General features: G+C 38.6%; 11 protein-coding genes. All 11 read right to left on the bottom strand.

Features of this window, described 5'->3' with window-relative positions; all coding sequences use genetic code 11:
• Nucleotides 1–175 precede the first annotated feature (175 nt).
• The 11 genes from C3B51_RS09305 to C3B51_RS09255 all read right to left on the bottom strand — a co-directional run bounded on the left by C3B51_RS09305 (nt 176) and on the right by C3B51_RS09255 (nt 14,006).
• Entirely contained in the window at nt 176–1,612 is a 1,437-nt protein-coding gene (locus C3B51_RS09305; protein WP_130244869.1) for an MOP flippase family protein, read from the bottom strand.
• Nucleotides 1,613–1,703: 91 nt separating this feature from the next.
• Nucleotides 1,704–2,765, bottom strand: a complete 1,062-nt coding sequence (locus tag C3B51_RS09300) for a TDP-N-acetylfucosamine:lipid II N-acetylfucosaminyltransferase (RefSeq protein WP_130244868.1) — start codon at nt 2,763–2,765, stop codon at nt 1,704–1,706.
• Between the two features lie 71 nt (nt 2,766–2,836).
• On the bottom strand, nt 2,837–3,970 hold the full coding sequence (gene rffA, locus C3B51_RS09295; RefSeq protein ID WP_130244867.1) for a dTDP-4-amino-4,6-dideoxygalactose transaminase: 1,134 nt from the start codon (nt 3,968–3,970) through the stop codon (nt 2,837–2,839).
• A gap of 2 nt (nt 3,971–3,972) precedes the next feature.
• Complete coding sequence (locus C3B51_RS09290; RefSeq protein ID WP_130244866.1) at nt 3,973–4,671, bottom strand: GNAT family N-acetyltransferase; 699 nt, start codon at nt 4,669–4,671, stop codon at nt 3,973–3,975.
• The gene (gene rfbA, locus C3B51_RS09285) at nt 4,671–5,546 is read right to left on the bottom strand and encodes a glucose-1-phosphate thymidylyltransferase RfbA (RefSeq protein ID WP_130244865.1); all 876 of its coding nucleotides are present in this window, start codon (nt 5,544–5,546) and stop codon (nt 4,671–4,673) included. The genes C3B51_RS09290 and rfbA overlap by 1 nt, the downstream gene beginning before the upstream one ends.
• Before the next feature lies 1 nt (nt 5,547).
• Nucleotides 5,548–6,645: a dTDP-glucose 4,6-dehydratase gene (rfbB, locus tag C3B51_RS09280; RefSeq protein ID WP_130244864.1), complete on the bottom strand. Its 1,098-nt coding sequence runs from the start codon at nt 6,643–6,645 to the stop codon at nt 5,548–5,550.
• Nucleotides 6,646–6,647: 2 nt separating this feature from the next.
• Nucleotides 6,648–7,883, bottom strand: coding sequence for a nucleotide sugar dehydrogenase (locus C3B51_RS09275; RefSeq protein ID WP_130244863.1), 1,236 nt, complete (start codon nt 7,881–7,883; stop codon nt 6,648–6,650).
• Between the two features lie 320 nt (nt 7,884–8,203).
• Nucleotides 8,204–10,441 (bottom strand): polysaccharide biosynthesis tyrosine autokinase, encoded by a 2,238-nt coding sequence (locus C3B51_RS09270; protein ID WP_130244862.1) that lies wholly within the window; start codon nt 10,439–10,441, stop codon nt 8,204–8,206.
• 14 nt (nt 10,442–10,455) lie between these two features.
• On the bottom strand, nt 10,456–10,890 hold the full coding sequence (locus C3B51_RS09265; protein ID WP_130244861.1) for a low molecular weight protein-tyrosine-phosphatase: 435 nt from the start codon (nt 10,888–10,890) through the stop codon (nt 10,456–10,458).
• An 11-nt stretch (nt 10,891–10,901) separates the two neighbouring features.
• Entirely contained in the window at nt 10,902–12,023 is a 1,122-nt protein-coding gene (locus C3B51_RS09260) for a polysaccharide export protein (protein ID WP_130244860.1), read from the bottom strand.
• 978 nt (nt 12,024–13,001) lie between these two features.
• Nucleotides 13,002–14,006, bottom strand: coding sequence for an NAD-dependent epimerase (locus C3B51_RS09255; RefSeq protein ID WP_130244859.1), 1,005 nt, complete (start codon nt 14,004–14,006; stop codon nt 13,002–13,004).
• Between the last annotated feature and the right edge of the window lie 8 nt (nt 14,007–14,014).

The following is a 14,014-nucleotide window of genomic DNA, read 5'->3' as shown; positions in this document are numbered from 1 at the left end:
AACATTATAAAATTAAAACAGGTGATAACGCACCTATCATGACCTACTTCATTCAACCAGCTAGCACCAGCAGAAGCTAACGTACCTGCAGTTTAACTTTTTTATCGGCTTTAAGTATATCTCGACTGTAGCAACTGTTGATTTTCTTTTCTAAAGCCAAACAATACTAACATAACTATTCCTTTCTAAAACTTATTAGTAGTTTCTTTTCAACCAGTAACAAATAAGGCGCATACATTATTAAGCAAACTATACCTTCTAACAGCACTCTTATGATAGGTTTTTCAAAATGAAACAAGTTTACAACTAGTTGAGCGATCCAAGCTATTGCAATCGCTATAAAAACAACTTTAACAAAATGCAAAAATATACCTAAATAAGAAATTCGGCCAATTTTAGCAATTAAAATATGCCAAATGATACCTACGGTTACTGATAAAAATAGCAGAGCAAATGCTACCGCTTCTATAGACTTGAAATATAAGAGAACGACAAAAAGTGTTATTGAAATGGTAATAGCCCAAAAAACATTCCACCAGAAGCCGACATCCGCACGCCCTAATGCCAGAATTAAAGCTCCTCCAGGGTTACCTAACGCTCTCCCAATCCCTACAAATGCTAAAACAGTGACTAATATGGCCGTTTGTTCCCAGCCTTCCCCAAATAAGATCAGAACAATATCATTAGAAAAGAAAGATAAAAAAATCAAAATAGGCACTGTTAACAAGCTCAGCACTTTAACACTCATACTATAATATCTATTTAAAGCATCTTGATCATTTTGAATTTTTGCGTAAACAGGAAATGCAACCTTATTGACTATGGGATTAATTTTAGCTGTTGGAAAAACAATCAACTGCCACGCCATATTATAAAACCCAACAGCCTGAAAGCCGATCAACTTACCAATCAATAACTTGTCAATATTGGCACTAATATAATTGACAGATCTTTCACCCATTTGAAATAAGCCAAAAGAATAAAAGCCTTTAAGCTCACTGTGTTTATATGAAAAAGTAGGGGTATGAAATTTTTCTAACCCAACGTACAAAAACAATACACTGGAAGTAAGCGCCTGTGTAAGCATTGCAAAAACTAATGCATATACTCCCCATCCACTATAAGCAGAATACACCGCGACTATAAAAGAAAAGACAGCAGCAATGATTTCAACTTTCGCCATTAAATTAAATAAAAGCTCTTTTTGACATAAAACTCGATATTGGTTTCCAAAGGCTACGATAAGAAAAACAGATGAAAGTAACATAAGAAGATTAGCGAGCCTTGCCTCTTCATAAAAAGATGCTATTAGTGGTGCTAGAATAACTATAATTATAGCCAGTAAAGCGCCGGATAGAATGTTGAGCCAATATAAGCTAGACAGTTGACTTTTGGTGATTTTCTGCCTATGGATAATTGCACTACTTACTCCCATATCCATAAAGGCTTGAGAAAAGCCGATAACTACCATTAAAATAGCCATTAGTCCAAAATCTGCAGGATCCAGATAGCGAGCTAATATTGACAACTGTAATAGCTGCAATATTGTAACTGTTAACATAGACACTGTAGTCCATTTAACACCTGTAATTGCATTATTTTTTAAGGACATAAACCAAAAGCACTAAAAACACACATATAAACCAACCATTAGGTTAATGAGAAACATCAATTATAACAATATATACTAGGCCAATACCAACTTATCCAAATATCTTTCTCAACTGTTCTAGAAAATTTGATTTAGAAAAGTATGTTTTCACAATTTCAATATTTCTTTCTTCTTTTGAAAATTCCAGATTTTCTAGTTTTTCAAAATCCCTTACATTAATACCTTTTTCTGTAAAAAACTCCCACTGTGAGGTATCCCTACGTATATATACTGTTTTACCAAGCCCTAACAAAGTAATGGTGTTACCCATAGCTTGCTGTCGCTTGTGATTAAATATAGCAATATCAATTGACCCTAATAACTTTAAGTATTCTTCAAATGGCATAAATTCAGTAAGAGGTATAAATTTATCACCGAACCATTTTAATCCTTGTTCAATAACTTGATTAGCATTTTCTTTAGAGCCATAAGATAAAGGTACATATATACGTATATTTTCTTCTTTATAGGGTAATAGTTTCCTAAGCACTTCTAAATGATTATTCGTTCGGTCTGCAGAGTTCCCAACCTGTATATTTATAAAATTTGTTTCATTATCTTTAACATCATATTCTTTATAAAGGTTGCTTGGGTACATTAAGCATTCATGGAACAGCCCTTTAGCAGAGTATTTTTTTTCAGCAATACTATAATCCTCTTTAAGGTATGTTATGTACCCCGCAAACCTACCCTTTAAATTTTTAGCTATAAAATAGCTTAAAAGCGACTTGATTGTAGAAATCTTTAGCGAGTAATTATATAAATCAACTCCCCACATAACCCAGTAACTTTTTGATAAGAACTTTTGATTAAAAAACAAAAAGCGTACAATGTCTTTTGCATAAAAGCTGTGAAAAATAATTTTTTCAGCGCCGTCGCAATGCGGTTGTAAAATTTTAGACAAGCGTAGGCTTTTCATAAGCCCTTTATATTGATTATTGAGATTGATTACATTTTCAGCTTCAGGTATCGTAAATTTGCTTTCAGGCTCACCAACCACATAGATAAAGAGGTGCTCTTCACTGGGGAAGTTTTCAATAATAAAATTGTAGAATTCGTTTATAAATTTATCATTTTTTACAATGTGAATAAATTTATATTTTTTTATTTTCATCTATTATCGACCATCAAAAAGACACACACTCTATTACTATAAAAATTGGACTAATTTAAGTTTGAAACGCTTTATACTTTAGTTGATAAAAAGCTCAAAACACTATCAATTATTAATTCCACGTTTTCATCCGAGAGAGAATAATATAAAGGAAGTCTCAATAAAACCTCACTTTCTTTAGTTGTGTATCTATCCTCCCCATTAAAGCGAGAAAACATTTGACCTGCAGCTGTTGAATGCAATGGGATATAATGAAAAACGGATGTTACACCACACTCCTTTAAGTGAGCTATCAATTCTTGCCTCTGCTTAAAGTTTCCAAGTTTTATATAAAACATATGTGCATTATGCTGTATAGAATCAGGAATATTAGGTAACTGGTGTGCTTGTAGCTTTTGACTGAACGCTTCGTAATAACGATCCCATATCGATAAACGGAAATTGTTTATAAGTTCAGCTGACTCCAACTGTGCATACAGGTAAGCGGCTTGTAATTCACTGGGTAAAAAGCTTGAGCCGACATCTTGCCATGTATATTTATCCACTAAACCATGCAAGAACTGACTACGATTTGTGCCTTTTTCACGAACAATTTCAGCTCGAGCAACCAATTCAGGGTCATTAATTAATATTGCTCCGCCTTCTCCACCTGAAGAGTAATTTTTAGTTTCATGGAAGCTATAACATCCTATGTGCCCAATTGTACCCAATGCTTTATCTTTGTAAGTTGACATGACTCCTTGGGCTGCATCTTCGATTACCCAAAGGTTATGCTTTTCTGCAATTCCTAATATTGTATCCATTTCACATGCAACGCCTGCATAATGAACTGGTACTATGGCTCGAGTCTTTGAGGTTATAGCTGCTTCGACAAGTGATTCATCCATGTTCATTGTATCAGGTCGGACATCAACAAAAATGATTTTTGCACCTCGTAAGACAAATGCATTTGCGGTAGATACGAACGTATATGAAGGCATAATCACTTCATCACCTTCTTTTATATCTATTAATATTGCCGCTAACTCTAATGCAGCTGTGCAAGAGGGTGTAAGTAATGCTTTAGCCGTATTAAAATTTTCTTCTAACCATGCTTCGCATTTCTTTGAAAAATGGCCATCACCGCATAGCTTATCAGATTGGATAGCTTGTTCTATATATTTAAGCTCATTGCCTGTTTTAGGTGGAATATTAAAAGGGATCATCTTTAAACCTGTTTATAAAACCAATATGAAATGTCCGCGATAGAAAAACCATCTTTCTCATATAAGTTTGCAGCTGAAATATTACTTGTTTGTGTTGCAACTTTAATTACTGTCGCATTTTTTGCCGTACTATATTTTTGAACGAGTTGCAATAACTGTTTACCAATACCTTTACCTTGAAATGGCGCAGCGACACCAATAAGCCCAATAGTTGCTTCAGAACCTCGGATACGTACAGTTACAAAACCAGAAATTGTGTCATCTATTTTTAAAACTAAGCAGCAATCATCAAATTTTGCTAAGACTGCATTTTCGATCCATTTTTGATAGAAACGGTCTCTTTCCAATGAGGTAAACCACGGCTCTCTAAACCGACTATTTACATATAAATCAGTCACAACACACTTAAGTTCAACAAGAGAATCTTCTGTTGCTAGATATGTTTCAAAATCTGTTAAAGAAGTGACGTTTGCCGTTACAGGCAATGCCTTTTTAAAAACAAGCTCACCTTCAACAAAACTAAAATTCTGATTATTTATATGTTCTAAACTTTGGTAATTATTAGCATCAACCTTAACTGTAATGAGTGAGTTTTTAGGCCAGTTTTCAAATTCGTTCCCAAGTGCATCTAGTTCAAGTGTATAGATATTGCGATTGAAAAAGTCACTGTCCCACTCTTTATTTTTAAATAGTTTAGACATTATTTTTTTACTAAGTCCATTAGATACTGTCCATAGCTATTTTTTAACATGGGCTTTGCAAGCTCTTTCAGTTGAAGTGCTGTTAACCACCCATTATTAAATCCTATTTCCTCTAAGCAGGCTATTTTATAACCTTGACGCTTTTCAATTGTTTCTACAAACTGTGCGGCTTCTAATAAGCTTTCATGTGTGCCAGTATCTAACCACGCAAAACCGCGGCCAAGAATTTCTACATTCAGCTTGTTTTGTTTTAAATAAATTTCGTTTAGGCAAGTTATTTCCAATTCGCCACGGTGTGATGGTTCAACTTGTTTTGCCAGCTTCACAACTGAATTATCATAAAAATAAAGTCCAGTTACAGCTAAGTTTGACTTTGGCTTAGTTGGTTTTTCTTCGATAGAAATCGCTTTCTGCTTTTCATCAAACTCTACTACACCAAAACGTTCAGGGTCTTTTACTTGATAACCAAAAACCGTTGCGCCTTGACCACTACTCGCATTTTGCACAGCATGCTTTAACTTAGGAGTAAAGCCTTGACCATAAAATATGTTATCTCCAAGGACCAAGCATACGTCATCTTGACCAATAAACTCTTCACCCAAAATAAAGGCTTGTGCTAAGCCGTCTGGGCTAGGCTGAACGGTATAACTAAGCTTAATACCAAATTGAGAGCCATCTCCTAATAAACGCTTAAACGAATCACTGTCTTCAGGAGTCGTGATTATTAAAACCTCTCTAATACCCGCTAACATTAAAACCGAGAGGGGATAATAGACCATAGGTTTATCGTAAATAGGTAAAAGCTGCTTAGAAACCCCCATTGTGATCGGATACAAACGGGTGCCAGACCCCCCGGCGAGAATTATTCCTTTCATTTTATCGCTCATTTAGTGAATTAGCTAACACACCAAGACGTTCACGTTGATATGAACCATCTTGAACATTCTGACACCAATCTTGATTATTCAAATACCATTTCACTGTTTTACGAAGACCAGTTTCAAAGGTTTCCACTGGGTTCCAGTTTAGCTCTTTATTCATTTTTGAAGAGTCAATCGCATAACGCCTGTCATGACCTGGTCGATCATCAACAAAAGTTATAAGCTCAGCATAGCTTTGTTCTTTAGGCACCAATTCATCTAAAATATCACAAATTGATTTCACCACTTCGATATTTTGCTTTTCATTATGCCCACCAATATTGTATGTCTCGCCAATTACCCCCTCAGTAACCACTTTGTATAAAGCGCGAGCATGGTCATCTACGTACAGCCAGTCCCGGATTTGATCACCCTTTCCATAAATAGGTAGGCTTTTACCCTCTAGTGCATTCAGAATCACTAAAGGTATTAGCTTTTCTGGAAAATGATACGGCCCGTAGTTATTTGAGCAATTGGTAATAATTGTAGGGAACCCAAAAGTTCTTAGCCATGCCCTAACCAAATGATCGCTTGAGGCTTTGCTGGCAGAATAAGGGCTGCTTGGCGCATATGGGGTTTGCTCTGTGAAAAGAGGCAAGTCATCTGAGTTGTGCTTTACGTCATTCGGGTGAGGAAGGTCACCATAAACTTCGTCAGTTGAAATATGATGAAACCTAAACTTTTCTCTCTCACTTGCATTTAATGAATTCCAGTACTCTCTAGCAACCTCAAGCAAAGTATAAGTACCGACAATGTTAGTATTAATAAATTCAGCAGGACCTGTGATCGAGCGATCTACATGGCTTTCAGCAGCTAAATGCATTACTAAATCAGGCTTGTGTTTTTTAAAGGTAGTTTCTAAATCAATACGCTCACAAATATCGACTTGTTCAAAAAAATAACGGTCATTCATTTCGACCGACTTTAGTGACTCAAGATTACCTGCGTAAGTAAGCTTATCTACATTAATTACGCTATTTTCTGTTTCATTGATTATATAACGTATTAGTGCCGACCCAATAAACCCAGCACCACCTGTGACTAGTATTTTCATATCTAGTTTAACAACCCTTTGAAGTCATAGATGTATTTACTACCCTTAACTGAATTACATATTTCAATCAGCTCAGAATGTCCCACGGCTAGCAATAGAGCCTTAAAGTTATTTTCTTTAAATTCGTTTTTAATATTGATGTTATATTCAGCTTTAACTTCATCAGTATCTGCCCAAGGATCAATAACTTCGACATTAAAGCCTAAATCCATTAAGGCGACATAAAGATCATATACTTTTGTATTTCTTATGTCGGGACAATTTTCCTTAAAAGTAAAACCAAGTAAGCCAATAGTAGAATCTACAGGGTTTATTTTTTGTTTAATTAGCTGTTTCAAGAAATCCTGAGCAATATAAGTAGGCATAAAATCATTGATTTCGCGCGCTTTTCTCATTAAATCTGGTATATAACCTGATGTTTGAGATTTATGAAGTAAATAGTAAGGATCAACCCCAATGCAATGACCCCCTACTAAGCCAGGCTGTAATTTCATAAAGTTCCATTTAGTTCCTGCAGCCTCAATGACTTCTTTGGTATTTATGCCAAGTCTTTGAAAAATCTGATGCAACTCATTCACTAAAGCTATATTTACATCTCTCTGAACGTTCTCAATAACCTTTGATGCTTCGGCCACTTTAATAGATGTAGCTTTATGTGTTCCAGCTGTAATTATCGATTTATATAAGTCATCAACGAATTGCGCCACTTTAGGTGTTGAACCTGAAGTTACTTTCAAGATATTTGTTACACGACGTTCTTTGTCACCAGGATTGATCCGTTCGGGTGAATAACCTGCAAAAAAGTCTTTATTAAATTTAAGACCTGAAACCTGTTCAACCACTGGTAGGCATGCCTCTTCCGTGGCTCCTGGGTATACAGTTGATTCATATACTACAATGTCACCTTCTTTAATAACTTGCCCAATCATCTCACTTGCTTTAATGAGAGGAGTTAGATCAGGCTGCTTGTGTACATCAATTGGAGTAGGTACTGTTACAATGTAGATATTGCAACTTTTTAAGTCGTCAACTGAGTATGAAAAACTAAGGTGAAGAGCCTGCTTTAATTCATCATCACTTACTTCTAGAGTCGAATCAGAACCTGACAGCAATTCTGCTATACGGTCTTGAGCAATATCGAAGCCTAGAGTTTGATATGTTTTTCCGAATTCTACCGCAAGGGGCAAACCTACGTAACCGAGCCCAATTACACCAACTTTTGCTTTATTTAAGTCCATATACTTCCCATTTGGCAAAATTTTGAATTTTAAAAAATAGTTTACTTAAGGCAATTGTCGTATAAGCAAATTGCGTTATTTAGATCCTGTAACAAGTTCAGAATCACAAACCTTTAAGCCCTGGCACGAGTTCAGAGCTAATTTTCTATCACAACCTAAAGTCGCTGCTGCATCTCTATCTGTCGCCATAAATGACGACCTACATTTGCTCTATCTTTATTGTCACGAATGACTGCCTGTATTTATGCTTTCTTTGCCACCGTAAACGACGAGCTATATTTTCACAGTGCTTTTAAATACAGGCAACGAACAACACTATATTATTTATCAGACTTATATTCGTAGTTGTAGTAACCGTAGTAGCCGTAGGCATTACTTGCTTTTTTGACTACGCCATTAAATACCACGCCTTTTACATCAATGCCATTTTGTTCAAAACGGTTACGAGTTAGTTCTAACTCTTTTACATGGTTTTGAGCAAAGCGTGTTACAAGTAGTGTACTGCCTGCATGAGCACTCACAATTGCAGGGTCTGTAACCGCTAGAATTGGTGGCGTATCTATAATTACAAGGTCGTATTTGCTACTGACTTCTTCAACTAGTTTTGAGAAGTTTTCATGCATTAATAGCTCAGACGGGTTTGGCGGTATCTGACCTCGAGTCATTACATCTAACCCTTCAACCTGGCTGTGTTTTAAAGCTTGCTCTAAGTTGATTCTGCCAGAGAGGTAATCACTTAATCCGTTATCCCATTGCATACCAAATTGGGTTTGTAAGTAACCTTTACGCATATCGGCGTCGATAATAAGTACTTTTTTATCGCTTTGCGCTAGTACTGTTGCTAGGTTAACTGATATAAATGACTTACCAACGCCAGGGCTTGGACCTGATATTGCGATTACATTATTTTTTGCTTCCATCATTGCAAAGTGCAAGCTGGTGCGTAAGCTTCTTAGTGCTTCGATTGACAGGTCTGCTGGGTTATCAACTGCGAGTATCGACTTCGCTTTGGCGGTTTTACCTTTGCGAGCTTTTGCAAAACCAGTCAGCTTAACCTGGTACTCTGAGTAAGGTACACTTGCATAAACAGGTAAGCCTAGCGCTTCAATCTCGCTTGGGTCTTCAATACCTTTATGAATTGCTTTTTGAATCAGTACAATCGCCACTGCTAACATGCCACCTAACATGGTCGCCATAACAACGATTAAGGCCTTTTTGGGTTTTACTGGCTTTGAGATATTGACTTCTGCAAGGTCAATAACACGTACGTTACCAACTGTACCCGCACGAACAATGTCTAGCTCTTGTGTTTTTGCCAATAACAGTGTGTAAATTTCGTTATTTACCTCTACGTCACGGGTTAAACGTAAAAGCTCTTGCTGTGTTTCTGGTAGCACTTGCACTTCGGCTGCCAAGCGGCGTTTTTGGTTTTCAACCGCTTCAATTTGCTCAACTGCAGCTTGATAGCTAGGGTGGCTTTGTTTAAATTTACGGCCCAGCTCTAGCTTTTTAAGTTCAAGCTCTTGCAACTGGGTTTCCAGCTTCACTAATTGTCTTAGTACCCCCTCAGTTTCCAACGTAATGTCTACTGATTGCTGCTTTACTTGGTAGTCGTTGAAACGTTGCTCAGCAGCTTCTAGTTGCTTTTTCACTTGAGGCAATTGGTACTCTAAAAAGTCTAGTGACTTCTGCGCTTCAGCACTGTTGCGCTCAACATTACGGCGAACATAAATACCAGCGACTTTGTTTAAAACGGTTTCAGCATATTCAGCATTGGCATTTTGTAAGCTTAAATTAATAATACCTGAGTCTTTACCTTTTTCGCTTGCACCGATAGCAGCTTGCAAATCAAGAATGGTATTTAAGCGATCACGCTTAGTTAAGGTAAACTCGGTATCAGGGCGAGCAACTAGCGTTTTTAGTGTTAATGAAAAAGCACCGTTTGATACTTCTTCGCCTACTTTACCTTTTAATATGCTATCGCCATTACCTGTTAACAATTCAAATTGATTGTTTGATAATGCTACTAGAGTAAAATCTGCACCAATGGCATTTTGCGGCACTTCGAATTTAAATATCTCAATTTTCTCACCACCCCATGCGTAGCTTGATGCCCCAAAGCTGGGCTCCGCTAACTCGCCTGCTTGCATAGGTGTGAAATTACGAAACGCACGACCACCTATAATTGGATACAACTTTGGCTCTGCTACGATGTCTAGTTTTAAGCTGTCAACCGCCTCTCCAATGATGCTACGAGACTTTAATAATTCGATTTCTGTCACTGCCGCCGAGGTACTTTCAAACATCCCACCAAGTTCATCAAAACCGGGGACTGAGCCCCCTTTTTCTTCAACTTGGATCATCGCAGTGGCTTGATAAACAGGCGTACTGAAGATAGCGACAGCTACGCCTATTATCATGAACAGTACAGTTACACCAGTTATGAATAATTTGCGGTCTAGTAAAGCACCTAGTAATGCCATTAGATCGATTTCTTGCGCTTGCTGCGTGGTTTGCTTTGATTGCACTCCACTCAATAGGTTTGATTGAGCGTTCATTGACTCTTTCATCCTTATAAATACTTCTGCCAAGCGCCACACGCGCTATCGATTAAATCATATACATGCTCGAAAGCTTCGCGACTTTGACGGTATGGATCTGGTATTTCTTTATCACCCAGCCATTTCCCAAGCAAGAATGTTTTTCCTCGTGCTTGCGGATAACGGGAACATAAGTCCTCTAGATGGCGCTGCTCCATCACCAATATAACGCTGTTTTGGGAAACCAGCGAGGTACTAACTTGCTGGCCTTTGTGTTCGGACATATTTATATCATTCTGAGCAGCCAGTTCCTGAGCCAAACTATCAGCTGGTTTACCAACCAAAGCAGTCAAGCCAGCTGAAGAAACTTTTATGTTACGGCCTTCAAGCTTATTTCGTAATACATATTCTGCTGTGGGGCTGCGGCAAATGTTTCCCGCGCATACCATTAAAACACTATCAAACATGAATTGTCACACTATTGATTGTCGATATCTTGTAACGCATCCACTGTAGCAAGTGAAGGCAACAAAAGGCTGATAACTTTGTTCCATCTAGCGAGCGGAGCGCTAGTAACATATACAATGTCTTGTGGCTCCAATTCAAATTGCTCCGCTAGGACCAAGGACGCTATGTTTCGAGCATGTAATTGATATACATCGGCAACGACTCCATCGCTTTCCAAATCACGTTTGCGCAAAACAAAAACACCATTAGCATCAGCAGTCCGTTCGTTAATGCCACCAACTTCACTCAACGCCTCAGCAAGGCTCAGTCCATAGCGATTAATGCTGACTTTGCCTGCTTTAGTTACATCTCCAAGCACGTAAACATTGCGCTTATCATTTCGGGTAACATGGATTACGTCACCATGCTGCAACAAACGGTTCTGAGAAATATCACCGTTAGCATAAAACGCGTCGAGCCTAATCTGCTCCGTTTTATCACCCCGAGTAAAATTCACAACTTTCCAGTCGGCATCTTCGGTCAGACCACCGGCTTGGTTAATAGCATCAATCAAAGTGAGTGGAGTCTCGGTGATAGGCAACACGTTGGGGTTGGTTACCTCGCCGGTGACATAAACTTTCTGGCTTTTGAAGCCCACTACTTTCACATCTATTTGTGGATCTTCAATAACGCGGCTTAGCCTTTTTACTAGGTCTTCTCGCAGCTCTGTTACTGTCCTGCCTGCAGCCGGAACGTTAGGAGCATATGCAAATGTAATCGTGCCATCTGACTGTACACGAAACCCGTCAAATTCTGCGGTTCTTTGTACCGCAGCTGGTATAGTTAGCTCTGGGTGATCCCACACGCCAATAGTAAGTACATCACCTACACCCAGTCGGTATTCAAATTCAGATACATCGACACCCACAGGCCCAGTGGCTTGAGTTGACATCATTTCAGACTGAGTCAATTTAGATTCGTTGATAAGTTGAGCATCGATTAAATGTATGTTGATGTTTTCAAGATCTCGTTGCAGGCCCGCAACTTGCTCACTTGAACTTATTCCTTCAAAATGGCCGCCGGGAACAATCGAACAGCCAGTCATTGCAAGAAATAGAGTAGAAGCAATGATAGTTTTACAGCTTAGCGCCATTATTTTTTCCCAAAAATATATAGTTATTTCTTTCAGTTCTTATGGTGTGATATTTCGCAGCCCCAATTAAAGCATGCGCGATTGTTAATCGCAAGTGACAAATCCTCCGAAGCCCACACCGCTTAACCTGAGCGCCTGACGGTGCTCAATTTTACCTCAATTGAACTGGCAAATAAGAACCCAACTCACTTTATTTGATGACAATCCTAATCTTGAACAACACAAACGCTCTATCATACTATAGGCCGCAAATATTAACACATAGAGACAATCGCATTGATCCGACCAAGCTATGCGTGCTGCTTCTTTATTCAGAAATGGCGCTTAGCCACCCACACTTTGGTAAAATGCCAAAAACAAACGAAATCGAATCCACTCTGAGATCATTTATACCTATTTACCTCATACTAAAGAATTGGTATCAATACAAACATAACGTCTTATTAATTTGCAAAGCGCAACAAAACACAAGTAAGTGCCTCCATGGACCATTGCGTAAGCGACATTCTATGCCAGATACTCTTCAACTGCTTCCCCAAACTGCAACTTGAAAAAGACAATAAGTTTTATAAATGTTCAATAGAATGCAGCTCAGACCCAACAAATAAGTGTATGTTTTACGTAATGGATACTGCTCTAACAGTGCAGGGGCTTAGTTAGATAGGATAGAGAATTTTCACATCCTTGGCTTCAGTAGAAGTCTGCTCAGACTTAATACCGAATGACTATTTGCGTTCCATGCACTGACTTTAAAATTGAGGTTCCAATTATGTTGGGCGGTATTATACTAGCTTTACTATCTGAGTCTAGCTCTCGGGGCACCGAGTTTGCCCATTTCCTGTGCAACACCTGTCTTTGACGGTGATGAGCTTCAAGCGTTACTTGTTACTCTCACCATCAAACTTAAACGCCAAACCTGTCTGAAAGAACAACAGAAACAGACGCTGGATTAAGGCCTACTTAATATCTCAAAGTAAACTAGTGGTAAAAGTCTCGATACCACTCTACAAGTTTTCGCACACCTTCTTTCACACCAACCTGAGGTTCATAGCCCGTTGCCTCGAACAAGTCACTGGTATCGGCAAAAGTTTTGTAAACGTCTCCAGGCTGCATACCCCGAAAGTTTTTCTTTGCAGTAATACCCAATTCGTTTTCAATCGCCCCGATGAAGTCCATCAGATTGATTGGGCTACCATGTCCAATGTTATAAACACTGTAAGGCGCGGAACTACTTGCCGGTGTCCCGGTTTCGACCTTCCACTCTGAACGTCTACCAGGAACAATATCGGCGATCCGAACAACCCCTTCAACAATATCGTCTATATAAGTGAAGTCTCGCCACATGTCACCGTTATTGTTGACATTGATAGGTTCGCCGTTAAGTATCTTATTTGTAAAGATAAACGGGGCCATGTCTGGTCTGCCCCACGGGCCGTAGACGGTGAAAAATCGCAACCCTGTCGTCGGTATGTCGTAGAGGTGAGAATAGCTATGCGACATTAATTCATTGGATTTCTTTGTTGCGGCATACAGAGAAATTGGATGGTCCACAGAATCAGCTGTACTAAATGGTGTTTTTTCGTTTAACCCATATACGGAACTCGATGACGCGTACACTAAATGCTGCACCGTATTTTGGCGACACCCTTCAAGTATATTTAAATGCCCAGTTAAATTACTTTCAGCATAAGCGTGCGGGTTATCTAACGAATAACGCACACCAGCTTGTGCAGCCAAATGAACCACCCGGTCAAACTGTTCGTTAGCGAAAAGCTGCTCAATCAGGGTGCGATCCGCGATATCGAGTTCTATGAACCTAAATGCTTTATCACAGGATAGTAGCTTCAATCGAGCATGTTTAAGCTCTACACTATAGTAGTCATTGATATTATCAATACCAACAACATCATGCCCCATCTCAACCAGCTTCTTGCTGACTGCCGCGCCTATAAACCCAGCAGCACCAGTTACTAAATATTTCACATTAAACC

The organism is Pseudoalteromonas rubra, assembly GCF_004212645.1.
Classification (GTDB): Bacteria; Pseudomonadota; Gammaproteobacteria; order Enterobacterales; family Alteromonadaceae; genus Pseudoalteromonas; species Pseudoalteromonas rubra_G.
The sequence above is the reverse complement of the archived record's forward strand: the minus strand, read 5'-3'. Positions and strand labels throughout refer to the sequence as shown.